The organism is Diaphorobacter sp. J5-51 (genome assembly GCF_001023515.1).
GTDB classification, from domain to species: domain Bacteria; phylum Pseudomonadota; class Gammaproteobacteria; order Burkholderiales; family Burkholderiaceae_C; genus Diaphorobacter; species Diaphorobacter nitroreducens.
This window is the reverse complement of sequence record NZ_JSYI01000055.1, coordinates 66,819-90,470: the sequence shown is the minus strand read 5'-3', so window position 1 is coordinate 90,470 and position 23,652 is coordinate 66,819. Positions and strand designations below refer to the sequence as shown.

The following is a 23,652-nucleotide window of genomic DNA, read 5'->3' as shown; positions in this document are numbered from 1 at the left end:
GGCGTTCAGACTCTACCGCGCTGGTCTGGTTTAAAGATACAAGCGCAGCTGCGCACGCGGGCCGGGCCATGTCCGCCACCGAGACAGAGCTCAAGCTGGCGCTGCCCCCGCGCGATGCGGCGGCGCTGGCGGTGCGCCTCATGCGCGTGCCGGCGCTGGCACGGGCCACGCCGGTGCGTGAGCACCTGGTCAGCCTCTACCACGACACGCCTGCGCAGGACCTGCTGCGCCAGCGCGTCGCCCTGCGCCTGCGCCGCGAGGGGCCTGAGGGCGCGGGTGCCCGCTGGCTGCAGACCCTCAAGACCGCGGGCGACACCACGTCCGCGCTGAGCCAGCGCGGCGAGTGGGAAATGCCAGTGGCCGGCCCGGCGCTGGAGTTGCACCGGTTGGAGGGCACGCCCTGGCCCGCCATGGACCCCGATGGCGTGCTGGCCGCCGCGCTGCAACCGTGCTTTACCACCGACTTCGTGCGCACCCGCTGGCGTGTGCGGGTGCGCGGCGGCGCCGTGGTGGAGGTGGCGCTGGACGTGGGCGCCGTGACCGCCACGGTGGACGGCGCGGCGCATGCCACGCCGCTGTGCGAACTGGAGCTGGAGTTGCTGCAGGGGCCACCCGAGGCACTGCTGGCGCTGGCGCGGCGCATCGCGCGGCACGTGCCGGTGCTGCCGCTGGCCGCGAGCAAGGCCGCACGCGGCTACGCGCTGCTGCACCCGCCGGCCAGCCCGGCCGTGGAGGCCCAGCCGCCCGCGCTGAAGCGCGGCATGACGGTTGCGCAGGTCGCCGAACGCGTGCTGCAGGAGCCTTTCCACCAGTTCTGCGCCAACCTGTTTGCGCTGCAGCAGGGCAGCGACGCGCCCGAGGTGGTGCACCAGGCCCGCGTGGGCTGGCGCCGGCTGCGCAGCCTGGCGCGCCTCTTCGCCCCGGCCTGTGCCGCGCGGCCGGCCCCCGCCGCCGCAGCGCTTGCGCCGCTGCTGCAGTCCCTGGGACATTTACGCGACCTGGATGTGGCGCGCACCCAGACGCTGCCTGCGTTGGCCGCGCACTACGCGCAGGGCGGCGCGCGGCAGGCCGCCGCCTGGGCGGCAGCGCAGGCCGCGCTGGATGCCGCCGCAGACCAGGCCCGCGCGCAAACGCGCGCCGCACTCCATCGGCCCGCCGTGGGCGCCGCGCTGCTGGCCTGGCAGGACTGGTTGCATGGCTGGGCGCTGGCCGCGCAGGGGGAGTGCGGCGTGGACGCCTGTGCCAGCGATGCCCTGGCCGGCGCGCCGGCGCGGCACTGGGTGCGCAAGCGCGTCCAGCGGCTGGTGCGGCGCCTGGGCGCGGCGCTCAAAACGGCGGGCGATGACGAAGGCCTGCACCATGCCCGCATTCTCGCCAAGCGGTTGCGCTACGGCAGCACGTCGCTGGCGCCGCTGCTGCCCCGTCGCATGGGCCGCCACCGGGGCGCGGCTGAGCAGTGGCAGGAGCGCCTGGGCGCGCAGCGCGACTGGGCGCAGGCCGCCGCTCTGGTGGCTGGCTGCGGGGGCGATGCCGCCGTGGTTGCCTTCCTGCGCGGGGCCGCGCTGGGGCGCGGCTGGGATCCCCTGCGGGACGCCGCGCGCCGTTGAACGGCAGTCTTCCGGTCACGGGCAGTGCCGTGCGCCCACGCGGGCGCGCCGGCCGCCATGGCGTATAAAAGCGGGCTTTGGCGCACGCTGGCGGGCACCCGCCCCCGTGTGCTGCGTCGTCCGCGGGCCTTGTGTCCTTTGTGCCCTCGGTGTCCGTGTCCGCCCCGTGGCCGCCCCGCGCAACCTGTGTTTTCCCTTGCCTCCATGTCCGCTGTCGCCCCGCGCTCCCGCCTGTCCCTGTACCTCGACCTGATCCGCTGGAACCGCCCCGCGGGCTGGCTGGTGCTGGTGTGGCCCACGCTGGCGGCGCTGTGGGTGGCGGCGGACGGCTTTCCCGGCTGGCACCTGCTGGCGGTGTTCGTGGCCGGCACGGTGCTCATGCGCAGTGCGGGTTGCACCATCAACGACATTGCCGACCGCGACTTCGACCGCCATGTGAAGCGCACCACGCAGCGCCCCATCACCAGCGGCCAGCTGGGCGTGAAAGAGGCCGCGCTGGTGGGCGTGGTGCTCACGCTGGTGGCTTTCGTGCTGGTGCTCACCACGCGCTGGGAGGCGGTGGCCTGGTCGGTGCCCGCGGTGCTGTTCACCATCCTGTACCCGTTCACCAAGCGGTTCTTCGCCATGCCGCAGGCGTTCCTGGGCATCGCGTTCAACTTCGGCATCGTGATCGCCTTTGCGGCCGTGCAGGGCCGGGTGCCGGCCACGGCCTGGGTGCTGTGGCTGGCCAACCTGTTCCTGGTGCTGGCCTACGACACCGAGTACGCCATGGTGGACCGCGACGACGATCTGAAGATCGGCATGAAGACCTCGGCCATCACGCTGGGGCGCTTCGACGTGGCGGCCATCATGGGCTTCTTCGTGCTGTGCCTGGGGCTCACGGCGTGGGTGCTCGCGCCCTACGGCCTGGGCTGGCCGCTGTGGCTGGGGCTGGGCGTGGCGGCGGCGCAGGTGGCATGGCACTTCACGCTGATCAAGGACCGCACGCGCGAGGGGTGCTTTACCGCCTTCAGCAAGAGCCACTGGATCGGCGCGGCGATCTTTGCCGGCGTGGCGCTAGGGTATTTGCTACGCTAGTGATAGCTGCCAGCGCTTGACTGTCAAGCGCTGGAGCTATTTTTGACGCATGAATCAGGCGCCGAACTCGGCCGCCAGTTCCTTGGCACGGGCCTCTGCCGCGCGCATGGCGGCGATGAAGTGCGCGGGCACCTGTGCAGCCTGCAGGTGCGTGATGGCGGCGTGCGTGGTGCCGCCCTTGCTGGTCACGCGCTGGCGCAGCACCTCGGCGCTCTCGGGCGAGCGCGCGGCCAGCTCCGATGCGCCCTGGAACGTGGCCACGGCCAGCTGGTAGGCCTGCGCGGGGGGCAGGCCCATGTCCACGCCGGCCTGGGTCATGGCTTCGAGGAACAGAAACACATAGGCCGGGCCGGAGCCCGACAGCGCGGTGACCGCGTCGAGCTGCTCCTCGGCCTCCACCCAGACGAACTGGCCGGTGGTGGCGATCACGCGTTCCACCAGCGCCTTGCCCTGCGGGTCCACTTGCGGGCGGGCGAACAGGCCGGTGATGCCCTTGCCCACCAGCGCGGGGGTGTTGGGCATGGCGCGCACGATGTGCTGCGTGTCCAGCCAGCGCGCGATGCTGTCCGTGGGGATGCCGGCGGCCACGCTCAGGTGCAGGGCGGTGGCGGTGTGGGCGCGGGTGGCGGCGGCGGCTTCCTTGAAGGTCTGGGGCTTGACGGCCCAGACGACCAGCGCGGCGCGCGCGAGCGCATCGCCAGCCGCGGGCTGCGCGGTGATACCGAATTTTTCCTGCAGCGCGGCGCGCGCGGGCTCGAAGGGTTCGACCACCTCGATCTGGCCGGCCGGCAGGCCGCGCTGCAGCAGGCCGCCGATGATGGCGCTGGCCATGTTGCCGCCGCCGATGAAGGCAATGGGGGGAAGGGGGGATGCGCTGGCTGTCATGGGATTGGGCGGGGAAGCGATGGGGTCAGGCGGCATTGTGCGCCGTCCAGCATCATTCAGAGTGATTCAAAAACAGGAGCTGCTCGCGCTTGCTACGCAGGAAGTTCAGAGGGTTTTATGTCTGAAAATGGGTTGCAGCAAGCGCCAGCAGCTATGGTTTTTACGTCAACCGGGTAGCACGGCCTGCGCGACGGCGTGCTCCCAACGCGCCATCAACGCCTCGGCCTGGCTGCGCGGCAGGGTGGGGGTGAAGCGCCGCTCGGCCTGCCACAGCGCGGACAGCTCGTCGGTGCCCGCATACACGCCGCTGGCCAGGCCCGCCAGGTAGGCGGCGCCCAGGGCGGTGGTCTCCACCACGGCGGGGCGCACCACGGGAATGCCCAGCAGGTCGGCCTGGAACTGCATCAGCAGATCATTCACGCAGGCGCCGCCGTCCACGCGCAGCTCGCTCACCGGGGCGCCGCCTGCGGCCACGGCGTCGCGGCCCATGGCGGCCAGCAGCGCGGCGCTCTGGTAGGCGATGGATTCGAGCGCGGCGCGCGCGATGTGGGCAATGGTGGTGCCGCGCGTCAGCCCGGTGATGGTGCCGCGCGCGTCGGGCTTCCAGTAGGGCGCGCCCAGGCCGGTGAAGGCGGGCACCATCATCACGCCGCCGGAGTCGGGCACGCTCTCGGCCAGGGACTGCACCTGGCTGCTGGCGGAGATGGCGCGCAGCCCGTCGCGCAGCCACTGCACCACGGCGCCGCCGACGAAGACGCTGCCCTCCAGGGCGAACTCGGGCCGCTTGCCCGTCTGGGCGGCGCTGGTGGTCAGCAGGCCGTTGCCGCTCTGTTGAAACCGCCCGCCCGTGTGCATGAGCATGAAGCAGCCCGTGCCGTAGGTGTTCTTGGCCATGCCCGCAGAAAAGCACGCCTGGCCGAAGAGCGCGCTTTGCTGGTCGCCCGCCACGCCGCCGATGGCGATGGCGCCGCCCAGCAGCGCCGCGTCGGTGGCGCCGAAGTCGGCCACGGACGGCAGCACCTCGGGCAGCAGCGCGCGCGGGATGCGCAAGAGCTGCAGCAGCGCGTCGTCCCACTGGTTGGCGTGCACGTTGAACAGCATGGTGCGGCTGGCGTTGCTCACGTCGGTGACGTGGCGGCGCCCGCCGGTGAGCTGCCAGATGAGCCAGCTGTCAACGGTGCCGAAGGCCAGCTCGCCGCGCTCGGCCGCGTCGCGCGCGCCGGGCACGTGGTTCAGCAGCCACTGCAGCTTGGTGGCGGAGAAATAGGCGTCGATCAGCAGGCCGGTGCGGGCCTGGATCGTGGCCGCGTGGCCCTGCTCGCGCAGCAGGGCGCAGGCGGGCTCGGCGCGCCGGTCCTGCCAGACGATGGCGTGGTGCACGGGCTGGCCGGTCTTGCGGTGCCACAGCACGGTGGTCTCGCGCTGGTTGGTGATGCCCAGGGCGCGCACGTCCCGCGCGGTGATGCCCGCCTGGCGCAGCGCGTCCTGCGCGGTGGCCAGCTGGGTGCGCCAGATCTCGCGCGGGTCGTGCTCCACCCAGCCGGGGCGGGGGTAGAGCTGCGGCAGCTCGCGCTGCGCCTGGGCCACGATGCGGCCCCGCGCGTCGAACACGATGCTGCGCGAGCTGGAGGTGCCTTGGTCGAGTGCGAGCAGGTAGGTCATGGGGGTCAAGCATAGGGCGGACGCGGGGCGGACATAAGTGGCTTTCATCATCACCATGGAGAATGGGCGGCATGACGGCAGACCACGCATTCCCCCCCATGGCCACTGAGCGGGCCGCATTGCTGGAGCGGCTGGCGCAGCCCGTGACCCACGACGTGGCGGTCATCGGCGGCGGCGCCACGGGCCTGGGCGTGGCGCTGGACGCGGCCGCGCGGGGCTTCTCCGTCGTGCTGCTGGAGTCGCACGACTTTGCCAAGGGCACCTCGTCGCGCGCCACCAAGCTGGTGCACGGCGGCGTGCGCTACCTCGCGCAGGGCAACATCGCCCTGGTGCGCGAGGCGCTGCACGAGCGCGCCACGCTGCTGCGCAACGCGCCCCACCTGGCGCAGCCGCTGGCCTTCGTCATGCCGTCCTACAAGATATGGGAGACGCCCTTCTACGGCGCGGGCCTCACGATGTACGACGCCCTGGCCTGCCAGGCGGGCCTGGGGCGCACCGAATTCCTGGGGCGCATGCAAACCCTGGCCTGCCTGCCCACGGCCGTGGCCAGCGGGCTCAAGGGCGGCGTGAAGTACTGGGACGGGCAGTTCGACGACGCCCGCCTGGCCCTGGCCCTGGCGCGCACCGCCGCCCGGCTGGGCGCGCTGGCTGTCAACTACTGCCCCGTGACCCGCCTGCTGTATGACGGCGGCAAGGTGGCGGGCGTGCTGTGCAGCGACGCCGAGACCGGCACGCCCTACGAGGTGCGCGCGCGCTGCGTGATCAACGCCACCGGCGTCTGGGTGGACGAGCTGCGCCAGCGCGACGGCCAGGACAGCGGCCAGCCCGTGCAGCCCATGGTGGCGCCCAGCCAGGGGGCGCACATCGTCGTGGACAGGGATTTCCTGCCCTCCGACCACGCGCTGATGGTGCCCAGGACGGCGGACGGGCGGGTGCTGTTCGCCGTGCCGTGGCTGGGCAAGCTGATCCTGGGCACGACCGACAGCCCGCGCCACGACCTGGCGCGCGAGCCCGTGGCCCTGCGCGAAGAGGTGGCCTTCATCCTGGGCGAGTCCGGGCGCTACCTGCGCCGCGCGCCCCGGGCGGCCGATGTGCGCAGCATCTGGGTGGGGCTGCGCCCGCTGGTCAAGCCCCGGCACGACGACGGCGCCAGCACCAAGACCCTTAGCCGCGAGCACACGGTGCTGACCAGCCCCAGCGGCCTGGTCACCGTGACCGGCGGCAAATGGACGACCTACCGCGCCATGGCCGAGGACGTGCTGCGCCAGTGCATGCGCGACGGTCTGCTGCCGCACAGGCCCGCAGGCGTGACGGTGGCGCTGCCGCTGGTCGGCGCGGGCCATCCTGGAAAAGGGCCGGGCATGAGCCAGCCGCAGGGCCTGCATTCCTACGGCACCGAGGCGCCGCTGGTCGCCAGCCTGCCGGGGGCGGATGTGGCGCTGGCGCCGGGGCTGACCGAGGCCATGGTGCGCTTTGCCGCGCGCCACGAGTACGCGCGCACGGTGGAGGACGTGCTGGCCCGCCGCGCCCGCGTGCTGTTTCTGGACGCGCGGCTGGCCGCGTCGCTGGCGCCTCGCGTGGCCGGGCTGCTGGCCGAGGAGCTGCCCGGCTGCAACCCCGGGCTGGAGCCGTTCCTGGCGCTGGCGCAGCAGTACGCCCGCGTGCCCGCATAATTTCTTGCACAAGACTGTTGACGCAGCATTTGTGTTTTGCGATACTTGCGGGCTTCGCGTTGCAAGCGCGAGGTTTCTGCCCAGCGGGAAGCGCCGCAAATGGTTTGCGGCGTGGACGACGGGCCCAAGACTGACTGGCGGGTCGGCCGTCCTGAAAAGGTTTTCAGGGCATTCAACCGCTGGTGCAAGTTGGGAATATTGAAATGATCCAAACAGAATCTCGGTTAGACGTTGCCGACAATACCGGCGCGAAGTCCGTCCTGTGCATCAAGGTGCTGGGCGGTTCCAAGCGTCGTTATGCAAGCGTTGGCGACATCATCAAGGTGAGCGTGAAAGAAGCTGCGCCCCGTGGTCGCGTCAAGAAGGGCGAGATCTACAGCGCCGTGGTCGTTCGCACGGCCAAGGGCATCCGCCGCGGCGATGGCTCGCTCGTCAAATTCGATGGCAACGCAGCAGTGTTGCTCAATGCAAAGCTGGAGCCCATCGGCACCCGCATCTTCGGCCCCGTGACGCGTGAACTGCGTACCGAGCGCTTCATGAAGATCGTGTCCCTGGCTCCCGAAGTTCTCTGAAGGACGGGCCATGAACAAGATCCGCAAGGGCGACGAAGTCATCGTGATCACCGGGCGCGACAAGGGCAAGCGCGGCACGGTCACGCTGCGCAAGGATGACTCCCATCTGGTCATCGAAGGCATCAACCTGGTCAAGAAGCACGTCAAGCCGAACCCCATGAAGGGCACCACCGGCGGCATCGTGGAAAAGGCCATGCCCATCCACCAATCCAACGTGGCCATCTTCAATGCCGCTACCGGCAAGGCCGACCGCGTGGGCGTCAAGGTGCAGGCCGACGGAACGCGCGTGCGCGTGTTCAAGTCCAACGGCGCCGAAATCAAGGCGGCCTAAGGAGTCCATATGGCACGACTGCAACAACTCTATCGCGAAAAGATCGCTCCCGAACTGATCAAGCAGTTCGGCTACACCTCGCCCATGCAGGTCCCGCGCCTGACCAAGATCACGCTCAACATGGGCGTGAGCGAGGCCGTGGCCGACAAGAAGATCATGGACAACGCCGTGGCCGACCTGACCAAGATCGCCGGCCAGAAGCCTGTGGTGACCAAGGCCAAGAAGGCCATCGCCGGCTTCAAGATCCGCGAAGGCCAGGCCATCGGCTGCATGGTGACGCTGCGCGGCGCGCAGATGTATGAATTCCTGGACCGCTTCGTGACGGTCGCGCTGCCCCGCGTGCGCGACTTCCGTGGTATCTCCGGCCGCGCTTTCGACGGCCGTGGCAACTACAACGTCGGCGTCAAGGAACAGATCATCTTCCCCGAGATCGAGTACGACAAGGTGGACGCCTTGCGCGGCCTCAACATCAGCATCACCACGACGGCCAAGACCGACGAAGAGGCCAAGGCGCTTCTCGCGGCTTTCCGTTTCCCGTTCAAGAACTAAAGGCAGCGTATGGCTAAAGTAGCTTTGATCCAGCGCGAACTCAAGCGCGAAAAACTGGCCGCCAAGTACGCCGCCAAGTACGCGGAACTGAAGGCCATCGCCGGCGACGCCAAGCGCAGCGACGAAGAGCGCGAAGCCGCTCGCCTGGGCCTGCAGAAGTTGCCCCGCAACGCCAACCCCACGCGCCAGCGCAACCGCTGCGAAATCACCGGTCGTCCCCGCGGCACCTTCCGTCAATTCGGTCTGGGCCGCGCCAAGATCCGTGAACTGGCATTCGCCGGCGACATCCCCGGTGTCACCAAGGCCAGCTGGTAAGCGCAGCAGGAGAGATACAACATGAGCATGAGTGATCCCATCGCTGACTTGCTGACCCGCATTCGCAATGCGCAAATGGTGTCCAAGGCCACCGTGTCGGTGCCTTCCTCCAAGGTGAAGGTCGCCATCGCGCAGGTGCTGAAGGACGAGGGTTACATCGACGGCTTCGAAGTGAAGGCCGACGGTGGCAAGTCTGAACTCCAAATCACCCTGAAGTACTACGCTGGTCGCCCCGTGATCGAGCGCATCGAGCGCGTGAGCCGTCCTGGCCTGCGCGTGTACAAGGGCCGCGACTCCATTCCGCAAGTCATGAACGGCCTGGGTGTGGCAATCGTCACGACGCCCAAGGGTGTGATGACCGATCGCAAGGCGCGCGCTACCGGTGTCGGTGGCGAGGTGCTTTGCTATGTCGCTTGACGTGGCATTGAGGAGAAGACTGAAATGTCCCGTGTAGGTAAATCCCCGGTAAGCATCCCCGCAGGCGTGGATGTGTCCATCAAGGACGACCAGATCAGCGTCAAGGGTTCGGGCGGCACGCTGTCGCTCGCACAGAACGCGCTGGTGAAGGTGTCCAGCAACGACGGCAAGCTGAGCTTCGAGCCGGTCAATGATTCGCGCGAAGCCAATGCCATGAGCGGCACCGTGCGCCAGCTGGTGAACAACATGGTGCAGGGCGTCAGCAAGGGCTTCGAGAAGAAGCTCACGCTGATCGGCGTGGGTTTCAAGGCCGCCGCTTCCGGCAGCAAGCTGAACCTGAACGTCGGTTTCTCGCACCCCGTGAACTTCGAGATGCCCGCCGGCATCACCGTGGCCACCCCCACTCCGACCGAAGTCGTGATCAAGGGTGCCGACCGCCAGGTGGTGGGCCAGCTGGCTGCCGAGATCCGCGCCGTTCGTCCTCCCGAGCCCTACAAGGGCAAGGGCATCCGCTATGCGGATGAGAAGGTCGTGATCAAAGAGACCAAGAAGAAGTAAGGAGCTGCAGCATGTTGACCAAGAAAGAGCAGCGTCTTCGTCGTGCCCGCCAGACCCGCATCCGCATTGCCCAGCAAGGCATCGCGCGTCTGACGGTCAACCGTACGAACCTCCATATCTACGCCAGCGTGATCTCTGGCTGCGGCACCAAGGTGCTGGCCAGCGCCTCCACGGCCGAGGCCGATGTGCGCAAGTCGCTCGGCGGCTCCGGCAAGGGTGGCAACACCGCCGCGGCCCAGATCATCGGCAAGCGCATCGCCGAAAAGGCGAAGGCCGCCGGTATCGAAAAGGTCGCGTTTGATCGCGCAGGTTTTGCGTATCACGGCCGCGTGAAGGCCCTGGCTGAGGCGGCCCGCGAAGCCGGCCTGCAGTTCTAAGCGGAGCGGATAAAAATGGCGAAATTTCAACCCAAGGTGCAAGACGAAGGTCGTGACGACGGTCTGCGCGAGAAAATGATCGCGGTCAACCGCGTGACCAAGGTCGTGAAGGGCGGTCGTATCCTCGGCTTCGCTGCACTGACCGTGGTCGGCGATGGCGACGGCCGTGTCGGCATGGGCAAGGGCAAGTCCAAGGAAGTGCCCGCTGCCGTGCAGAAGGCCATGGAAGAAGCGCGTCGCAAGATGATGAAGGTGTCCCTCAAGAGCGGCACGATCCATCACAACGTGACCGGCCACCATGGCGCCGCCGTCGTGATGATGGCTCCGGCCCCCAAGGGTACCGGCATCATCGCCGGCGGCCCGATGCGCGCCGTGTTCGAGGTGATGGGCATCACCGACATCGTGGCCAAGAGCCACGGGTCGTCCAACCCCTACAACATGGTTCGTGCAACGCTGGACGCCCTGGCCAATTCCACTACGCCGGCCGAAGTGGCCGCCAAGCGTGGCAAGACGGTCGAAGACCTGTTTGCCGCTTGATTGGGAGGCTCAATGACAACGCAACAAACCATCAAGATTCAATTGGTGCGCAGCCCCATCGGCACCAAGGAATCGCATCGCGCCACGGTTCGTGGCCTGGGTCTTCGCAAGCTCAACAGCGTGAGCGAACTCAAGGACACGCCCGAGGTGCGCGGCATGATTAACAAGATCAGCTATCTGGTCAAAGTCCTCTGAGAGGTTGATGATGGAACTCAATAGCATCAAGCCCGCAGCAGGAGCCAAGCACGCCAAGCGCCGTGTCGGTCGTGGTATCGGCTCCGGCCTGGGCAAGACGGCCGGCCGCGGCCACAAGGGCCAGAAGTCGCGTTCGGGCGGCTACCACAAGGTCGGCTTCGAAGGCGGTCAAATGCCCATGCAGCGCCGCCTGCCCAAGCGCGGCTTCAAGTCGCAGTCGCTCAAGTTCAATGCCGAGATCACTCTTTCGGCGCTGAATGCGCTCGACCAGGCTGAGATCGACGTTCTCTCCCTGAAGCAGGCCGGGCTCGTGCCCGCCCTGGCCCAGGTGGTGAAGGTCATCAAGAGTGGCGAACTCACCAAGGCCGTGAAGCTCACGGGCATCGGTGCCACGGCGGGTGCCAAGGCCGCGATCGAAGCGGCTGGCGGCAGCTTGGCCTGATTTGGTTCTGAAGAAAGGCATCTGTGGCTACTAACGCAGCTCAACTGGCAAAAACCGGTAAGTTTGGTGATCTGCGCCGGCGACTGGTGTTCTTGTTGCTCGCGTTGGTGGTGTACCGCGTGGGGGCGCACATTCCCGTTCCGGGAATCGACCCCGCGCAGCTGCAGCAGCTGTTCAGTGGCCAGCAGGGCGGCATCCTCAACCTGTTCAACATGTTCTCGGGTGGGGCGCTCTCGCGCTTCACGGTCTTCGCGCTGGGGATCATGCCGTACATCTCGGCATCGATCATCATGCAGCTGATGACTTACGTGCTTCCCACGTTCGAGCAGATGAAGAAGGAAGGGGAGGCCGGGCGCCGCAAGATCACGCAGTACACCCGTTATGGAACGTTGGGCTTGGCGATTTTCCAATCGCTGGGTATCGCGGTGGCTCTGGAGAGCTCTGCAGGTCTCGTGTTGAGTCCGGGCTTCGGCTTCCGGCTCACGGCAGTGGTCAGCCTGACCGCCGGCACGATGTTCCTGATGTGGCTGGGTGAACAGATCACTGAGCGCGGCCTGGGCAACGGTATTTCGATCCTGATCTTTGCCGGTATCGCCGCGGGTCTGCCCAGTTCTATCGGTGGTCTGTTGGAGCTGGTGCGCACGGGGGCGATGAGCATCCTGGCAGCCATCTTCATCGTGATCGTCGTGGGACTGGTGACGTACTTCGTCGTCTTCGTCGAACGTGGTCAGCGCAAGATACTGGTGAACTATGCGCGGCGCCAGGTGGGCAACAAGGTCTATGGTGGGCAATCCTCCCATCTGCCTTTGAAGCTCAACATGGCGGGTGTGATTCCTCCAATCTTTGCGTCGTCCATCATCCTGCTGCCTGCAACCATTGTGAATTGGTTCAGCGCGGGAGAGTCGATGCGGTGGTTGCGTGATATTTCTGCGGCACTGACGCCCGGTCAGCCGGTCTATGTGATGTTCTACGCCGCGGCGATCATCTTCTTCTGTTTCTTCTACACGGCTCTAGTTTTCAACAGCCGCGAAACGGCAGACAACCTGAAGAAGAGCGGAGCATTCATTCCAGGCATCCGCCCGGGTGAACATACCGCGCGCTACATCGACAAGATCCTGGTGCGGCTGACGCTGGCCGGGGCTGTTTACATCACCTTCGTGTGTTTGCTGCCCGAGTTCCTGATCCTGAAGTACAACGTGCCGTTCTATTTTGGTGGTACGTCGTTGCTGATCATCGTTGTCGTGACGATGGACTTCATGGCTCAGGTACAGAACTACATGATGTCGCAGCAGTACGAGTCGCTGCTGAAGAAGGCTAACTTCAAGACGACATTAGGTACCTGATGTCCGTGTGCCTTTGGCGAATGCGCTATAGTCGCGGGTTCGCCAAGAAGCAACGGCTTATTGATGCCCTTCGATCCATCGCGGGCACTTATTTTGTGTTCCGCGCACTGGGCCGGAACGATTGGACAAGTTTAGGAGAATGCAATGAGGGTTTCGGCTTCGGTCAAGAAAATTTGCCGTAACTGCAAAATCATCCGCCGCAAGGGCGTTGTGCGCGTGATCTGCACGGATCAGCGCCACAAGCAGCGCCAAGGTTGATTGGGAAGTATTAGAGGACGAACATGGCACGTATTGCTGGTATCAATATCCCGCCCCATCAGCACACCGAGATTGGCCTGACGGCCATCTACGGGATCGGGCGTACCCGTGCTCGCAAGATTTGCGAGGCATGCGGAATTGCTTATTCCAAGAAGGTCAAGGAATTGACCGATGCCGATCTGGAGAAGATTCGCGACCAGATCGCTCAGTTCACCATCGAAGGTGACCTGCGCCGTGAGACCACGATGAACATCAAGCGACTGATGGACATTGGTTGCTATCGCGGTTTCCGTCATCGTCGCGGTCTGCCGATGCGTGGTCAGCGCACGCGCACCAACGCACGCACCCGCAAGGGCCCGCGCAAGGGTGCAGCGGCACTCAAGAAGTAAGATTCTGAAAGATCACTATGGCTAAATCTCCTGCCAATAATGCCGCGCAACGTGTGCGCAAGAAGGTTCGCAAGAACATTTCGGACGGCATCGCCCACGTGCACGCCTCCTTCAACAACACGATCATTACGATCACCGATCGCCAAGGCAACGCTCTGTCCTGGGCTTCTTCTGGTGGCCAGGGTTTCAAGGGTTCGCGCAAGTCGACTCCTTTTGCTGCTCAGGTGGCATCGGAAGTGGCCGGTCGCGCAGCCATTGAACAAGGCATCAAGAACCTCGATGTCGAAATCAAGGGTCCCGGTCCTGGCCGCGAATCCTCGGTGCGCGCGCTGGGCGCTCTCGGCATCCGCATCACCTCCATCTCGGATGTGACGCCTGTGCCCCACAACGGTTGCCGTCCCCAGAAACGCCGCCGTATTTAATTGGTTTCATAAGCCCACCGCCACCGATCGCCTGGCGCGATGGTGGCTCCCGCAGTCCGCTGCGGCAGTCGATTCAAGGATATAAAAAGTGGCACGTTATCTCGGCCCCAAGGCCAAACTCTCCCGCCGCGAAGGCACCGACCTGTTCCTGAAGAGCGCACGCCGCTCTATCGCGGACAAGGCCAAGTTTGATTCGAAGCCAGGCCAGCATGGCCGTACTTCCGGTGCGCGTACGTCAGACTATGGTCTGCAACTGCGCGAAAAGCAGAAAGTCAAGCGCATGTATGGCGTGCTGGAAAAGCAGTTCCGCCGCTATTTCGAGGCCGCTGAACGCCTCAAGGGCAATACGGGCGCTAATTTGCTCGGCCTGCTCGAGTGCCGCCTGGATAACGTGGTGTACCGCATGGGCTTCGGCTCGACCCGTGCCGAAGCGCGTCAGCTCGTGTCCCACAAGGCCATCACGGTGAATGGTCAAAGCGTCAACATCGCATCCTATCTGGTCAAGGCCGGCGACGTGGTTGCGGTACGCGAAAAATCCAAGAAGCAAGCACGTATTGTTGAAGCCTTGCAACTGGCGCAGCAGGTGGGCATGCCCGTTTGGGTCGAAGTGAATGCCGACAAGGTAGAAGGTACCTTCAAGAAGGTCCCGGATCGCGATGAGTTCGGTGCAGACATCAACGAATCCCTGATCGTTGAGTTGTACTCGCGTTAAACCATAGCTTTAAGTTAGCCGAAATCGTCCCTGAACCGCGAGGCATCGCGGTTTAGGCGCTTCACCAGCCTTACCGGTGTAACGAGCTGGGGGTATTGAGAGGAAGTCTGCATGCAAACCAATTTGCTGAAACCCAAGGCAATCAATGTCGAGCAACTTGGCCCCAACCGTGCCAAGGTGGCGTTGGAGCCTTTTGAGCGCGGTTACGGGCACACGCTGGGCAATGCCATTCGCCGTGTACTGCTCTCTTCCATGGTGGGTTACGCAGCAACGGAGGTGACGATTGCCGGTGTCTTGCACGAATACTCGTCCATTGACGGCGTTCAGGAGGATGTGGTCAACATCCTGCTGAACCTCAAGGGGGTGGTGTTCAAGCTGCACAACCGTGACGAAGTCACGCTGAGCCTGCGCAAGGATGGCGAAGGCGTCGTCACGGCGCGCGACATCCAGACGCCGCACGACGTTGAAATCGTGAACCCCGAGCACGTCATTGCCACGCTGTCTGCGGGCGGCAAGCTGGACATGCAGATCAAGGTGGAGAAGGGCCGCGGCTACGTGCCCGGCAACCTGCGCCGCTACGCGGACGAGGCGACGAAGTCCATTGGCCGTATCGTGCTGGATGCTTCCTTCTCGCCGGTGAAACGCGTGAGCTATACCGTCGAGAGCGCGCGTGTGGAACAGCGCACGGACCTGGATAAGCTCGTCGTCGAGATCGAAACCAACGGCGCTATTACTGCCGAGGACGCGGTCCGCGCTTCCGCCAAGATTCTGGTGGAACAACTGGCAGTGTTCGCGCAGCTGGAAGGCGGTGAGTTGGCAGCTTTCGATGCGCCGGCAAGCTCTCGCGGCGCTGCGACCTTCGATCCGATCCTGCTGCGTCCTGTGGACGAACTGGAACTCACCGTTCGCTCCGCCAACTGCCTCAAGGCGGAGAACATCTATTACATCGGTGATCTGATTCAGCGAACCGAGAATGAACTGCTGAAGACGCCGAACCTGGGTCGCAAGTCGCTCAACGAGATCAAGGAAGTGCTCGCTTCGCGCGGCCTGACCCTCGGTATGAAGCTCGAGAACTGGCCTCCGGCAGGGCTCGACAAGCGTTAAGTTATAATCTTAGGCTCTCTGAAAAGAGCCAGTGCCTCGGGCAGTACCTGATACGGCTGCCCGATTTAATTACATCAAAGGAAAGCACCATGCGCCACGGACACGGTCTCCGTAAACTCAATCGCACCAGCTCGCACCGCCTCGCGATGCTGCAGAACATGATGAACTCGCTCATCGAGCACGAGGCCATCAAGACCACATTGCCCAAGGCCAAGGAACTGCGCCGCGTGATCGAACCCATGATCACCCTGGCCAAGGAAGATTCCGTTGCGAATCGCCGCCTGGCTTTCAATCGCCTGCGTGATCGTGACAGCGTGACGAAGCTGTTCAACGACCTGGGTCCGCGTTTCAAGACGCGTCCCGGCGGCTACACCCGCATTCTGAAGATGGGCTTCCGGGTGGGCGACAACGCGCCCATGGCGTACGTCGAACTGGTTGATCGTTCTGAGACGCCTGAAGTTTCTTCCACGGAAGCTTAAATATAGGTTATAATTTCTGTCTACCGCGCGATGGAGCAGTCTGGTAGCTCGTTGGGCTCATAACCCAAAGGTCGGAGGTTCAAATCCTTCTCGCGCAACCAAATACTGACAGTCAAAAAAAGGCCCACTTCGGTGGGCCTTTTTGTTTTTGTTCAGGCTGCTCCGCTTCTTGAATCTGCGGCGCGCGGGACCCGAGGGCGGACGGAAACGGCCCTCTGTTGTCTTAGGTCCCCCACGTGGTTGGGTTTCAGGACATGCCGACGACTGGCGCGCGTCCTATTGATACGTACCCCAGGCCGAAGCGCGTAATGGTCTCGGGGTCATAGAGGTTGCGTCCGTCAAAGACCATACGGTCGTGGAGCGCATGGGCCATCTGCGCAAAGTCGGGCACGCGGAAGATTTTCCATTCCGTCACGATGGCCAACGCGTCCGCTCCTTCCAATGCCTCGGTGGGACTGCCGCACAGCACCAGGTCGTCACGCTCTCCAAAAATGCGCCGGGCCTCGTCCATGGCGGCCGGGTCGTGGGCGCGCACCTGGGCGCCTGCCGCCCACAGGCTCTGTAGGAGGTAACGGCTGGGCGCTTCGCGCATGTCATCGGTTTCTGGCTTGAAGGCCAGCCCCCAGACCGCGATGGTCTTGCCGCGCAGGCTGCCGCCGTAGTACGCAATGATGCGCCGCGCCAGCAACTGCCGCTGCGCGTCATTGCGGCTTTCGACCGCCAGAAGTAGATCGGGGGTGAAGCCAATGGACTGGGCCGTGTGGATGAGGGCCTTGACGTCCTTGGGAAAGCAGCTCCCGCCGTAGCCCACGCCGGGATAGATGAAGTGGTAGCCAATGCGCGGGTCACTTCCGAGCCCGCGGCGCACGTCTTCGATGTCCGCACCCAGTTGCTCGGCCAGGTTGGCCATTTCATTGATGAAGCTGATCTTGGTGGCCAGCATGGCGTTGGCGGCGTACTTCGTCAGTTCGGCGCTGCGCACATCCATCATTACGATGCGGTCGTGGTTGCGATTGAAAGGCGCATACAGCTCGCGCAATTGGCGCTCGGCCTGGGGTGCGCGTGTACCGATGACGATACGGTCGGGCCGCTTGCAATCGGCGACGGCAGCGCCTTCCTTGAGGAATTCGGGGTTGGACACCACCTCGAACGCCAAGGCCACGCCCCGCGTCTCCAGCACCTTGCGTACGGTATCGGCGACCTTGTCGGCCGTGCCTACGGGGACGGTGGATTTATTGACGATGGTCTTCGGCTCGGTCATGTGGGTCGCGATGGTGCGCGCGACGGCCAACACATGTTGCAGGTCGGCGCTGCCGTCCTCATCGGGCGGGGTGCCGACGGCGAGAAAGATCAGCTCCCCATGGGCCACGCCCTGAGCGGCGTCAGTAGTGAAGCGCAGGCGGCCTGCCGCCTGGTTGGCCTGCACCAGGGGCTCCAGCCCCGGCTCGTGGATGGGGATATGGCCTGCCTGCAGCGCGGCCACCTTGGCGGCATCGACGTCCACGCAGATCACATCGTGGCCGACGTCGGCCAGCACTGCACCCTGCACCAGGCCGACATAGCCGGTGCCAAAAACCGTAACTTTCATGATGGGTAGAAGTCCTTGTACCAGTGGACGAAGCGCGCCACGCCGTCCCGCACGGGCGTATGGGGGGCAAAGCCGACCCAGGAAGCCAGCGCCGACATGTCGGCCGCCGTGCTGTGCATGTCGCCGGGCTGTAGTGGAAGCATGCGCTTGAGGGCGACCATCCCCAGCGCCTCCTCCAGTGCATGGATGTAGTCCATGAGCAGCGTAGGAGCGCTGTTGCCGATATTGAAGATACGGTAGGGCGCGAGGCCCGAGCCGGGCGACGGCGACAGTGGATCGAATGCGGCGTCGGGCGTGGCGGGCTTGTCGAGTACGCGCAATACGCCCTCGACGATGTCGTCGATGTAGGTGAAGTCACGCACCAACTGACCTTCGCCGTAGACGTCGATCGTCTCGCCCGCAAGCATGGCGCGGGTGAACTTGAAGAGCGCCATGTCGGGCCGCCCCCATGGCCCATACACCGTGAAAAACCGCAGGCCCGTGGTCGGAATGCCGTACAGGTGCGCGTAGGCATGCGCCATGACCTCATTGGCCTTCTTGGTCGCCGCGTAGTAGCTGACGGGATGGTCCACCGCGTCGCGCTCGGAGAACGGCAACTTCGCGTTGCCTCCGTACACGCTGGAGCTGCTGGCAAACACCAGGTGCTCCACCTGCTGTGCGCGGCAGCCCTGCAGGATGTTGCCGAAGCCCAGGAGATTGGAGTCGGTGTAATCGTCGGGTTGGTCGATGGAGTAGCGCACGCCGGCCTGTGCCGCCAGATGCAACACCCGATGGGGACGCACCCGCGCAAACAGCGCATGCATGGCGTCGCGGTCGGCGACATCGATCTGCTCGAAAGTGAAGTCGCCCTGACCGTGCAAGCGGCCCAGGCGCGCGTGCTTCAGGCCGACGTCATAGTAGGCATTGAGGTTATCGATGCCCACCACCCGTTCGCCGCGCTCCAGCAGCCGCTGCGCGCAATGCATGCCGATGAAGCCGGCGCAGCCGGTGACCAGGGTGACGCTCATGGTTGTGTGCCGCGTGGGCTCCAGATGTATTCGTAATGGGCCAGGGGTGTGCTCGCGCGCACCATGTGGAAGGGCAGGTGGATGGACTGCAGCGCACGCGGCGCGATGCGGGCCTGGGCCTGATCCCACCAGCTCGACGGAATGTAGTCGGTGCGTGAAATCAACAGCAGGCCTTGCCCCCGCTGCACGCTGCGGCGCAAATGGTCGGCGACACAGGTCGGGACCTCGTCTTCGCCCGGCGCACAGGCGTCCACAAACGCGTCGGGAAAGCGCACCCGCAGCATGCCGGCCAGCATATGGTCGGACGCGACGATGGGACTGGTGCCGTCATAGCCCGCGGCGCGCAGGGCGTCCGCCAGTTCGATGGACGGGTGGTTCAGCTCATCCACCTCGCCGCGCAGCCCGCTGAACCAGGGGCGTATGCCGGCAGCGACCAGCAGGATGACGGCCATCGTGGCCACGGCGATCGTGTAGCGCCGTGCACGCGGGTGGTGTTGCAATTCGGGCCGCGCAGAGAAGGCGGCCAGGGGTGCCATACACAGCAGTGGAAGTATCCAGCGGCCCTTGAAGTTGCTCACGCCTGCAAACACCACCATGCCGGCCAGCGCCAGCAACACCAGGCCCAGGTAGCGCACGAACACGCGGTGCATCGGCGGCGACACCGGCGCCAGCGGCCGCTGCCACCAGGCCGAACGGAAAGCCCACAACGCGAACAGCGCCCACAGCAGCAGCGTGCTGGGGACCACACCCTCCAGCAGCCTCAGCAGGCCCTTGACCAGCCCGTTTTCAGGCTGGATGTTCATCTTGCTGATGGTGCCGGACGTCGCCTCGGTGAGGTGTGACAGCAGCCATGCCACATGCGGCAGCACGACCAGCAGGCCCACCAGGGGCGCCCACCACCAGCCGCGCGACAGCAGCGCGCGGCGCGCCTCGGGTACCGACAGCGCCGCCAGCAGCATGGCGCCCGCCACCAGCGCGAAGCTGTACTTGCCCAGCATGCCGAAGCCGCACACCAGCCCCAACAAGGCAAAGTCCAGCGGCCGGGGGCGCCGCACGATGCGCAGCAGCAGCCACCACGCGCCACAGGCCATCGCCGTGACGAGGATGGTATGGGTCTGGTCGCGGACCGAATACCAGCCCAGCGCGGGCATCAGCACCATGCTGGCCGACGCCCAGAAGGCCCCCCGCTCGTCCAGCAGTTCCCGCCCGGCCAGGTACATGAGCGAATACGTCAGCGCCAGCAGCCCATGCTTGAGCAGCGACAGCGCCAGTACGCTGGGGCCGAACACCTGGTTCATCGCCCATTGCAGCCAGGTGTACAGCGGCGGCTGCGGGCCGTAGCCCAGTGCCAGCTCCTGGGTCCACAGAATCTGCTCGGCCTCATCCCACTTCAGCGCGGGCGAAGCGAGCAGGCGCATGGCCACGTGCGCCAGCGAGATGGCCGCGAACCAGAACAGCGGGTGGGTCCAGGGAAGGCGGGACGAAAGCGCGCGGGGCGCGGTGGAGGCGGTCATGGGGCAAGGGGAAAGTAGCGCACCGTGTGCGTCCGGCGGGCGCGAACGCGCGGGGGCGCGCGAGGCACAATCGCAGCCATTATCCCGCTACAACTGTTTCCTTGATGAACACCGCCCCTACTCCAGCGCCCGACGTCTCCATCGTGGTGCCGATCTACAACGAGGTCGAGAACCTGCCCGACCTCGTGGAGCGCATCGCGCAGGCGATGTCCGCGCAGCCGCTCAGCTTCGAACTGCTGGCGGTGGACGACGGCTCGCGCGACGGCAGCGCCGACATGCTGCGTGAACTGGCGGCCACGCGTCCTTGGTTGCGCCCGGTGTTCCTGGCACGCAACTACGGCCAGTCGAGTGCCCTGCAGGCGGGTTTCGATCGCGTGCGCGGCCGCTATGTGGTGACGCTGGATGCCGACCTGCAGAACGAACCCGGCGACATTCCGCTGCTGCTGGAGCGCCTGGAGACAGACTCCAGCGTGGACATGGTCAGCGGCTGGCGCAAGGACCGGCAGGACGCGGAGCTGTCGCGCAAGCTGCCCTCGCGCATCGCCAACCGGCTGATCTCCAGCGCCACGGGCGTGCACCTGCACGACTACGGCTGCGCGCTCAAGGCCTACCGCCGGCCCATCATCGACTGCATCCGCCTCTACGGCGAGCTGCACCGCTTCATCCCGTCGCTGGCTAAGGAGGCGGGCGCGCGCATCACGGAAGTGCCGGTGCGCCACCATGCGCGCACGCGCGGCGTGTCCAAGTACGGCATCGACCGCACCTTCCGCGTCATCCTGGACCTGATCCTCATCGTCTTCTTCATGCGCTACCGCCAGCGCCCGCTGCATGCCTTCGGCGGGCTGGGGCTGTGGCTGGCTGCGCCGGGCGTGCTGATCCTGGCCTGGCTGCTGCTGCAAAAAGTGCTGGGCGAGGACATCGGCGGCCGGCCACTGCTGCTTGCCGGCGTCATGCTGGTGCTGATGGGCGTGCAGATGGTAGTGGCGGGCCTGATCGGCGAGCTGCTGATGCGCATCTACCACGAGGCCGGCGGGGCACCGCAGTTCCATGCGCAGGAATATGTGCCGGATTCAAGAGTAAATATGCCTGCAGCGCCCGACCAGCAAGCGCAAGCAGCTACTAATAAGATAGCGTGAAACGTCCGTTCAAGGCCCTGCTGCGCGGCCTGGTGGGCCTGGCCCTGCTGGGCGCGGTGGTGGCGCTGGCCGATCCGGCCCGCGTGTGGGGCCAACTGCGCCAGGCCCAGCCAGGGTGGCTGCTGGCGGGCCTGCTGGCGGGCATCGCTTCCAACCTCGTCTCGGCGCTGCGCTGGCGGGCATTGGCGCGGTGGCTAGGCGCCAACGCGAGCACGCGCGATGCCTGCCGTTGGTACTTCCAGGCCATCGGCCTGAATGCGTTGCTGCCGGGGGCCGTGGTGGGGGGCGACGTGTACCGCGCCGTGGTACTGCGTGGTGCCGGTCAGGACACGGCGGCCTCCAGTTGGTCGGTGGTGCTGGACCGGCTGAGCGGCCTGTGGATGCTGTGCGCCATCGGCGGCCTGGGCGCTGCCGCCTGTGCCGACGTGCTGGCGCCCTGGCTGCGGTTGCCAAGGGGGCTTTTCATCGCGCTGATGCTTGTGGGCACGCTGCTGTGGCTGGCGCTGCCGTGGTGCCTGCCTGCGCTGCTGCGCAGCCGCCGGTTTGCGGGCGGCTGGCTCGCGCCGCTGCGTGAAGCCGCAACGCGCCCCGACTTCCCGCGTCAACTGGTCTGGCAGGCCGGGGCATCGGCGGCGGTGCAACTGCTGTCGGCCGCAGCGCTGGCGGGGGGCGGGCTGGCACTGGGCGTGGCGCTGCCGGCCAGCGTGTGGGCCTGGGCGATCGCGCCCGTGTTCCTGATGGCGGCGCTGCCGGTGAGCGTGGGCGGCTGGGGCACGCGCGAGGCGGCCGCCGTGGCCGCGCTGGCCCCCTTCGGCGTGGCCGCGTCCGCCGCCGTGGGCGTGGGCGTGGTCTATGGCGTCTACGGGCTGGCGCAGGGCGCGCTGGGGGCGCTGGCGTTCGGCCTGCCGCGCAGCGCGGGGCGGTAGGCCCGGGCGCTGGCCCGCGATGGCCCGCGATGGCCCGCGATGGCCTGGCCATCATTGGTGTATTTTTATCAAATTGATAGCACCTTGCGCTTGATGGATGAGCGCTGGAGGTCAATTCGGCTTGAAATGAGGGGCGTGCCCGCGCCGACCATGCAGCGGCGCCGTGCCCGTGGCGCATGTCGGTCGGATGGGGCGCTGGCGCTGCCGGCACCGGGGCGCCGGCGCGATTCAGCCGTGTTCGCCCGCGGCCTCTGCGTCCCGCTTGATCTGCAGCGCGCGCTCGTACAGCGTGTTGCGCGAGGCGTGCGCGATGTCGGCCGCCAGTTTCACCGCGGTCTTGGTCGGCAGCTCGTCCAGCAGCAGGCGCAGCACGCGCTCGGCCTCCGCACCGTCGCCCTGCGTGGCCGCCAGCGGGTGCAGCAGCACCACGAACTCGCCCTTGACCCGCTGGGGAGCGCCGGCCAGCCAGGCGGCCAGCTCCCGCGCGGGATGCGTGGAGACTTCCTCGAACTGCTTGGTGAGTTCGCGCGCGAGTGTCACCGGCCGCTCGCCCAGGTCCGCCAGCGTGTCGGCCAGCGCAGCGATGCGGTGCGGCGCCTCCAGCAGTACCACGCAGCGCGGCTCGGCCGCCAGGCGCTGCACCGCGGCCGTGCGCTCGGCGCCCTTGGGCGGCAGAAAGCCCGCGAACAGGAAGCCGCCGCTGTCGGCGGTGGGAGCCACCGCGCCCGCGACGCTCAGCGCGCTCGTCACGCTGCTGGCCCCCGGCAAGGGAATGCAGCGCAGCCCCGCGGCCTGCACGGCCGCCACCAGGCGCGCGCCGGGATCACTCACTCCGGGCGTGCCGGCGTCGCTCACGTATGCCACGCGCTGGCCGGCCTGCAGTTGCTGCACCACCATCTGCGCGGCCTGCGCCTCGTTGTGCTGGTGCAGCGCCAGCAGGCGGTCGGAGGGCTTGTCGATGCCGTAGGCGCGCAGCAGCGACTGGGTGTGGCGCGTGTCCTCGCACGCCAGCGTGTCGGCCAGTTGCAGCACGTGCAGCGCACGCAGTGTGATGTCGGCCAGGTTGCCGATGGGCGTGGCGACCACGTACAGGGCGCCCTGCGGATAATGCTGCGCGGCCGCCGCATCGCGCGCGGCGCTCAAGGCAGAGGCAAAAGAGGCGCTCAATGGGATTCCTCGGCAAGAAGGTGAATGGCAGTGCGCCCGCGCGCACCACGCGCGCCGCGGGGCAGGCGGGGGAAGACCGCGCGCTGGCCCATCTCACGGCGGCGGGCCTGGCGCTGGTGGAGCGCAATTATCGGACGCCGGGGCGCGGCGGCGGAGAGATCGACCTGATCCTGCGCGAGCGCGACGGCACGCTGGTGTTCGTGGAGGTGCGCAGCCGCGGCGCCAGCGCCTACGGCGGCGCGGGCGGCAGCATCGGCGTGGCCAAGCAGCGGCGCATCGTCTTTGCCGCGCAGCACTACCTGCTGCGCTGGCCCGCACCGCCGCCATGCCGCTTCGATGCGGTGCTCATCGAGGGCGACCGGCTGCAGTGGCTGCGCGGCGCATTCGACGCCGCGTAGCGCGCGGCCTAC

Annotated in this window: 29 protein-coding genes and 1 tRNA gene; 24 read left to right on the top strand and 6 right to left on the bottom strand. The window is 66.4% G+C overall.

The features are described 5' to 3' along the window. On the top strand, positions 1-1,607 hold a 1,607-nt coding region (locus OX89_RS08505; RefSeq protein ID WP_234305535.1), incomplete at its 5' end, for a CYTH and CHAD domain-containing protein. 204 nt (positions 1,608-1,811) lie between these two features. After that, a complete protein-coding gene (gene ubiA / locus OX89_RS08500; RefSeq protein WP_047350289.1) occupies positions 1,812-2,684 on the top strand; it encodes a 4-hydroxybenzoate octaprenyltransferase in 873 nt (290 codons plus the stop codon). 54 nt (positions 2,685-2,738) lie between these two features. On the opposite strand, the gene proC is transcribed toward ubiA, so the two are convergent. Continuing rightward, positions 2,739-3,569 carry a pyrroline-5-carboxylate reductase gene (gene proC / locus OX89_RS08495; RefSeq protein ID WP_047350288.1) on the bottom strand — a complete coding sequence of 277 codons (831 nt, stop codon included), beginning with the start codon at positions 3,567-3,569 and terminating at the stop codon, positions 2,739-2,741. 165 nt (positions 3,570-3,734) lie between these two features. Continuing rightward, a complete protein-coding gene (gene glpK / locus OX89_RS08490) occupies positions 3,735-5,231 on the bottom strand; it encodes a glycerol kinase GlpK (protein WP_047350287.1) in 1,497 nt (498 codons plus the stop codon). Positions 5,232-5,329: 98 nt separating this feature from the next. Between glpK and OX89_RS08485 the strand changes: the two genes are divergently transcribed. The 19 genes from OX89_RS08485 to OX89_RS08400 all read left to right on the top strand — a co-directional run bounded on the left by OX89_RS08485 (position 5,330) and on the right by OX89_RS08400 (position 16,005). Then, positions 5,330-6,904, top strand: coding sequence for an FAD-dependent oxidoreductase (locus OX89_RS08485; protein WP_369799266.1), 1,575 nt, complete (start codon positions 5,330-5,332; stop codon positions 6,902-6,904). A gap of 203 nt (positions 6,905-7,107) precedes the next feature. After that, a complete protein-coding gene (gene rplN, locus OX89_RS08480; RefSeq protein ID WP_047350286.1) occupies positions 7,108-7,476 on the top strand; it encodes a 50S ribosomal protein L14 in 369 nt (122 codons plus the stop codon). A gap of 10 nt (positions 7,477-7,486) precedes the next feature. Next, positions 7,487-7,807 carry a 50S ribosomal protein L24 gene (gene rplX, locus OX89_RS08475; RefSeq protein ID WP_047350285.1) on the top strand — a complete coding sequence of 107 codons (321 nt, stop codon included), beginning with the start codon at positions 7,487-7,489 and terminating at the stop codon, positions 7,805-7,807. A gap of 9 nt (positions 7,808-7,816) precedes the next feature. Further along, positions 7,817-8,356, top strand: a complete 540-nt coding sequence (gene rplE / locus OX89_RS08470; protein ID WP_047350284.1) for a 50S ribosomal protein L5 — start codon at positions 7,817-7,819, stop codon at positions 8,354-8,356. Positions 8,357-8,365: 9 nt separating this feature from the next. Continuing rightward, positions 8,366-8,671 carry a 30S ribosomal protein S14 gene (gene rpsN, locus OX89_RS08465; protein WP_011803856.1) on the top strand — a complete coding sequence of 102 codons (306 nt, stop codon included), beginning with the start codon at positions 8,366-8,368 and terminating at the stop codon, positions 8,669-8,671. A 21-nt stretch (positions 8,672-8,692) separates the two neighbouring features. Continuing rightward, complete coding sequence (gene rpsH, locus OX89_RS08460; protein WP_013520742.1) at positions 8,693-9,088, top strand: 30S ribosomal protein S8; 396 nt, start codon at positions 8,693-8,695, stop codon at positions 9,086-9,088. A gap of 24 nt (positions 9,089-9,112) precedes the next feature. Beyond that, positions 9,113-9,646 (top strand): 50S ribosomal protein L6, encoded by a 534-nt coding sequence (gene rplF, locus OX89_RS08455; protein WP_013520741.1) that lies wholly within the window; start codon positions 9,113-9,115, stop codon positions 9,644-9,646. A gap of 11 nt (positions 9,647-9,657) precedes the next feature. Continuing rightward, entirely contained in the window at positions 9,658-10,023 is a 366-nt protein-coding gene (gene rplR, locus OX89_RS08450; protein WP_013520740.1) for a 50S ribosomal protein L18, read from the top strand. Between the two features lie 15 nt (positions 10,024-10,038). Further along, positions 10,039-10,560: a 30S ribosomal protein S5 gene (rpsE, locus tag OX89_RS08445; protein ID WP_013520739.1), complete on the top strand. Its 522-nt coding sequence runs from the start codon at positions 10,039-10,041 to the stop codon at positions 10,558-10,560. 12 nt (positions 10,561-10,572) lie between these two features. Beyond that, positions 10,573-10,755, top strand: a complete 183-nt coding sequence (rpmD, locus tag OX89_RS08440; RefSeq protein ID WP_013520738.1) for a 50S ribosomal protein L30 — start codon at positions 10,573-10,575, stop codon at positions 10,753-10,755. A gap of 10 nt (positions 10,756-10,765) precedes the next feature. After that, positions 10,766-11,197: a 50S ribosomal protein L15 gene (gene rplO / locus OX89_RS08435; RefSeq protein WP_013520737.1), complete on the top strand. Its 432-nt coding sequence runs from the start codon at positions 10,766-10,768 to the stop codon at positions 11,195-11,197. A gap of 23 nt (positions 11,198-11,220) precedes the next feature. Then, on the top strand, positions 11,221-12,540 hold the full coding sequence (gene secY / locus OX89_RS08430; RefSeq protein WP_047350283.1) for a preprotein translocase subunit SecY: 1,320 nt from the start codon (positions 11,221-11,223) through the stop codon (positions 12,538-12,540). Between the two features lie 144 nt (positions 12,541-12,684). Beyond that, entirely contained in the window at positions 12,685-12,798 is a 114-nt protein-coding gene (gene rpmJ / locus OX89_RS18125) for a 50S ribosomal protein L36 (RefSeq protein WP_003050535.1), read from the top strand. A 23-nt stretch (positions 12,799-12,821) separates the two neighbouring features. Beyond that, positions 12,822-13,187, top strand: coding sequence for a 30S ribosomal protein S13 (rpsM, locus tag OX89_RS08425; protein ID WP_011803864.1), 366 nt, complete (start codon positions 12,822-12,824; stop codon positions 13,185-13,187). A gap of 17 nt (positions 13,188-13,204) precedes the next feature. Then, a complete protein-coding gene (gene rpsK / locus OX89_RS08420; protein ID WP_011803865.1) occupies positions 13,205-13,609 on the top strand; it encodes a 30S ribosomal protein S11 in 405 nt (134 codons plus the stop codon). An 88-nt stretch (positions 13,610-13,697) separates the two neighbouring features. After that, positions 13,698-14,321, top strand: coding sequence for a 30S ribosomal protein S4 (rpsD, locus tag OX89_RS08415; protein ID WP_012655444.1), 624 nt, complete (start codon positions 13,698-13,700; stop codon positions 14,319-14,321). A 111-nt stretch (positions 14,322-14,432) separates the two neighbouring features. After that, positions 14,433-15,425, top strand: coding sequence for a DNA-directed RNA polymerase subunit alpha (rpoA, locus tag OX89_RS08410; RefSeq protein WP_011803867.1), 993 nt, complete (start codon positions 14,433-14,435; stop codon positions 15,423-15,425). An 89-nt stretch (positions 15,426-15,514) separates the two neighbouring features. Further along, entirely contained in the window at positions 15,515-15,904 is a 390-nt protein-coding gene (gene rplQ, locus OX89_RS08405; RefSeq protein ID WP_047350282.1) for a 50S ribosomal protein L17, read from the top strand. A 24-nt stretch (positions 15,905-15,928) separates the two neighbouring features. Next, positions 15,929-16,005, top strand: a tRNA-Met gene (locus tag OX89_RS08400). Positions 16,006-16,151: 146 nt separating this feature from the next. On the opposite strand, the gene OX89_RS08395 is transcribed toward OX89_RS08400, so the two are convergent. From OX89_RS08395 to OX89_RS08385, 3 genes are read right to left on the bottom strand one after another with little or no spacing between them, the layout of a single operon-like run. Next, positions 16,152-17,492, bottom strand: a complete 1,341-nt coding sequence (locus OX89_RS08395; RefSeq protein WP_047350281.1) for a UDP-glucose/GDP-mannose dehydrogenase family protein — start codon at positions 17,490-17,492, stop codon at positions 16,152-16,154. After that, on the bottom strand, positions 17,489-18,499 hold the full coding sequence (locus tag OX89_RS08390) for an NAD-dependent epimerase (RefSeq protein ID WP_047350280.1): 1,011 nt from the start codon (positions 18,497-18,499) through the stop codon (positions 17,489-17,491). The genes OX89_RS08395 and OX89_RS08390 overlap by 4 nt, the downstream gene beginning before the upstream one ends. Continuing rightward, the gene (locus OX89_RS08385) at positions 18,496-20,013 is read right to left on the bottom strand and encodes a glycosyltransferase family 39 protein (RefSeq protein ID WP_047350279.1); all 1,518 of its coding nucleotides are present in this window, start codon (positions 20,011-20,013) and stop codon (positions 18,496-18,498) included. The genes OX89_RS08390 and OX89_RS08385 overlap by 4 nt, the downstream gene beginning before the upstream one ends. Positions 20,014-20,117: 104 nt before the next feature. On the opposite strand from OX89_RS08385, the gene OX89_RS08380 reads away from it, so the two are divergent. Beyond that, the gene (locus OX89_RS08380) at positions 20,118-21,149 is read left to right on the top strand and encodes a glycosyltransferase family 2 protein (protein WP_047350278.1); all 1,032 of its coding nucleotides are present in this window, start codon (positions 20,118-20,120) and stop codon (positions 21,147-21,149) included. Further along, complete coding sequence (locus tag OX89_RS08375; protein WP_047350277.1) at positions 21,146-22,075, top strand: lysylphosphatidylglycerol synthase transmembrane domain-containing protein; 930 nt, start codon at positions 21,146-21,148, stop codon at positions 22,073-22,075. Before OX89_RS08380 ends, OX89_RS08375 begins: the two co-directional genes overlap by 4 nt. Positions 22,076-22,303: 228 nt before the next feature. Here the strand turns inward: OX89_RS08375 and rsmI are convergent, their stop codons facing one another. After that, positions 22,304-23,242, bottom strand: a complete 939-nt coding sequence (rsmI, locus tag OX89_RS08370; protein WP_047350276.1) for a 16S rRNA (cytidine(1402)-2'-O)-methyltransferase — start codon at positions 23,240-23,242, stop codon at positions 22,304-22,306. Here rsmI and OX89_RS08365 point away from each other — a divergent pair. Beyond that, the gene (locus OX89_RS08365) at positions 23,242-23,640 is read left to right on the top strand and encodes a YraN family protein (RefSeq protein ID WP_011803875.1); all 399 of its coding nucleotides are present in this window, start codon (positions 23,242-23,244) and stop codon (positions 23,638-23,640) included. The genes rsmI and OX89_RS08365 overlap by 1 nt on opposite strands. Positions 23,641-23,652: the final 12 nt, after the last annotated feature.

Excerpts from the sequence above, each read along its gene's own strand:
- ubiA (WP_047350289.1), top strand. The coding sequence starts at position 1,812 with ATGTCCGCTGTCGCCCCGCGCTCCCGCCTGTCCCTGTACCTCGACCTG.
- proC (WP_047350288.1), bottom strand. The coding sequence starts at position 3,569 with ATGACAGCCAGCGCATCCCCCCTTCCCCCCATTGCCTTCATCGGCGGC.
- glpK (WP_047350287.1), bottom strand. The coding sequence starts at position 5,231 with ATGACCTACCTGCTCGCACTCGACCAAGGCACCTCCAGCTCGCGCAGC.
- OX89_RS08485 (WP_369799266.1), top strand. The coding sequence starts at position 5,330 with ATGGCCACTGAGCGGGCCGCATTGCTGGAGCGGCTGGCGCAGCCCGTG.
- rplN (WP_047350286.1), top strand. The coding sequence starts at position 7,108 with ATGATCCAAACAGAATCTCGGTTAGACGTTGCCGACAATACCGGCGCG.
- rplX (WP_047350285.1), top strand. The coding sequence starts at position 7,487 with ATGAACAAGATCCGCAAGGGCGACGAAGTCATCGTGATCACCGGGCGC.
- rplE (WP_047350284.1), top strand. The coding sequence starts at position 7,817 with ATGGCACGACTGCAACAACTCTATCGCGAAAAGATCGCTCCCGAACTG.
- rpsN (WP_011803856.1), top strand. The coding sequence starts at position 8,366 with ATGGCTAAAGTAGCTTTGATCCAGCGCGAACTCAAGCGCGAAAAACTG.
- rpsH (WP_013520742.1), top strand. The coding sequence starts at position 8,693 with ATGAGCATGAGTGATCCCATCGCTGACTTGCTGACCCGCATTCGCAAT.
- rplF (WP_013520741.1), top strand. The coding sequence starts at position 9,113 with ATGTCCCGTGTAGGTAAATCCCCGGTAAGCATCCCCGCAGGCGTGGAT.
- rplR (WP_013520740.1), top strand. The coding sequence starts at position 9,658 with ATGTTGACCAAGAAAGAGCAGCGTCTTCGTCGTGCCCGCCAGACCCGC.
- rpsE (WP_013520739.1), top strand. The coding sequence starts at position 10,039 with ATGGCGAAATTTCAACCCAAGGTGCAAGACGAAGGTCGTGACGACGGT.
- rpmD (WP_013520738.1), top strand. The coding sequence starts at position 10,573 with ATGACAACGCAACAAACCATCAAGATTCAATTGGTGCGCAGCCCCATC.
- rplO (WP_013520737.1), top strand. The coding sequence starts at position 10,766 with ATGGAACTCAATAGCATCAAGCCCGCAGCAGGAGCCAAGCACGCCAAG.
- rpmJ (WP_003050535.1), top strand. The coding sequence starts at position 12,685 with ATGAGGGTTTCGGCTTCGGTCAAGAAAATTTGCCGTAACTGCAAAATC.
- rpsM (WP_011803864.1), top strand. The coding sequence starts at position 12,822 with ATGGCACGTATTGCTGGTATCAATATCCCGCCCCATCAGCACACCGAG.
- rpsK (WP_011803865.1), top strand. The coding sequence starts at position 13,205 with ATGGCTAAATCTCCTGCCAATAATGCCGCGCAACGTGTGCGCAAGAAG.
- rpoA (WP_011803867.1), top strand. The coding sequence starts at position 14,433 with ATGCAAACCAATTTGCTGAAACCCAAGGCAATCAATGTCGAGCAACTT.
- rplQ (WP_047350282.1), top strand. The coding sequence starts at position 15,515 with ATGCGCCACGGACACGGTCTCCGTAAACTCAATCGCACCAGCTCGCAC.
- OX89_RS08395 (WP_047350281.1), bottom strand. The coding sequence starts at position 17,492 with ATGAAAGTTACGGTTTTTGGCACCGGCTATGTCGGCCTGGTGCAGGGT.
- OX89_RS08390 (WP_047350280.1), bottom strand. The coding sequence starts at position 18,499 with ATGAGCGTCACCCTGGTCACCGGCTGCGCCGGCTTCATCGGCATGCAT.
- OX89_RS08385 (WP_047350279.1), bottom strand. The coding sequence starts at position 20,013 with ATGACCGCCTCCACCGCGCCCCGCGCGCTTTCGTCCCGCCTTCCCTGG.
- OX89_RS08380 (WP_047350278.1), top strand. The coding sequence starts at position 20,118 with ATGAACACCGCCCCTACTCCAGCGCCCGACGTCTCCATCGTGGTGCCG.
- OX89_RS08365 (WP_011803875.1), top strand. The coding sequence starts at position 23,242 with ATGGGATTCCTCGGCAAGAAGGTGAATGGCAGTGCGCCCGCGCGCACC.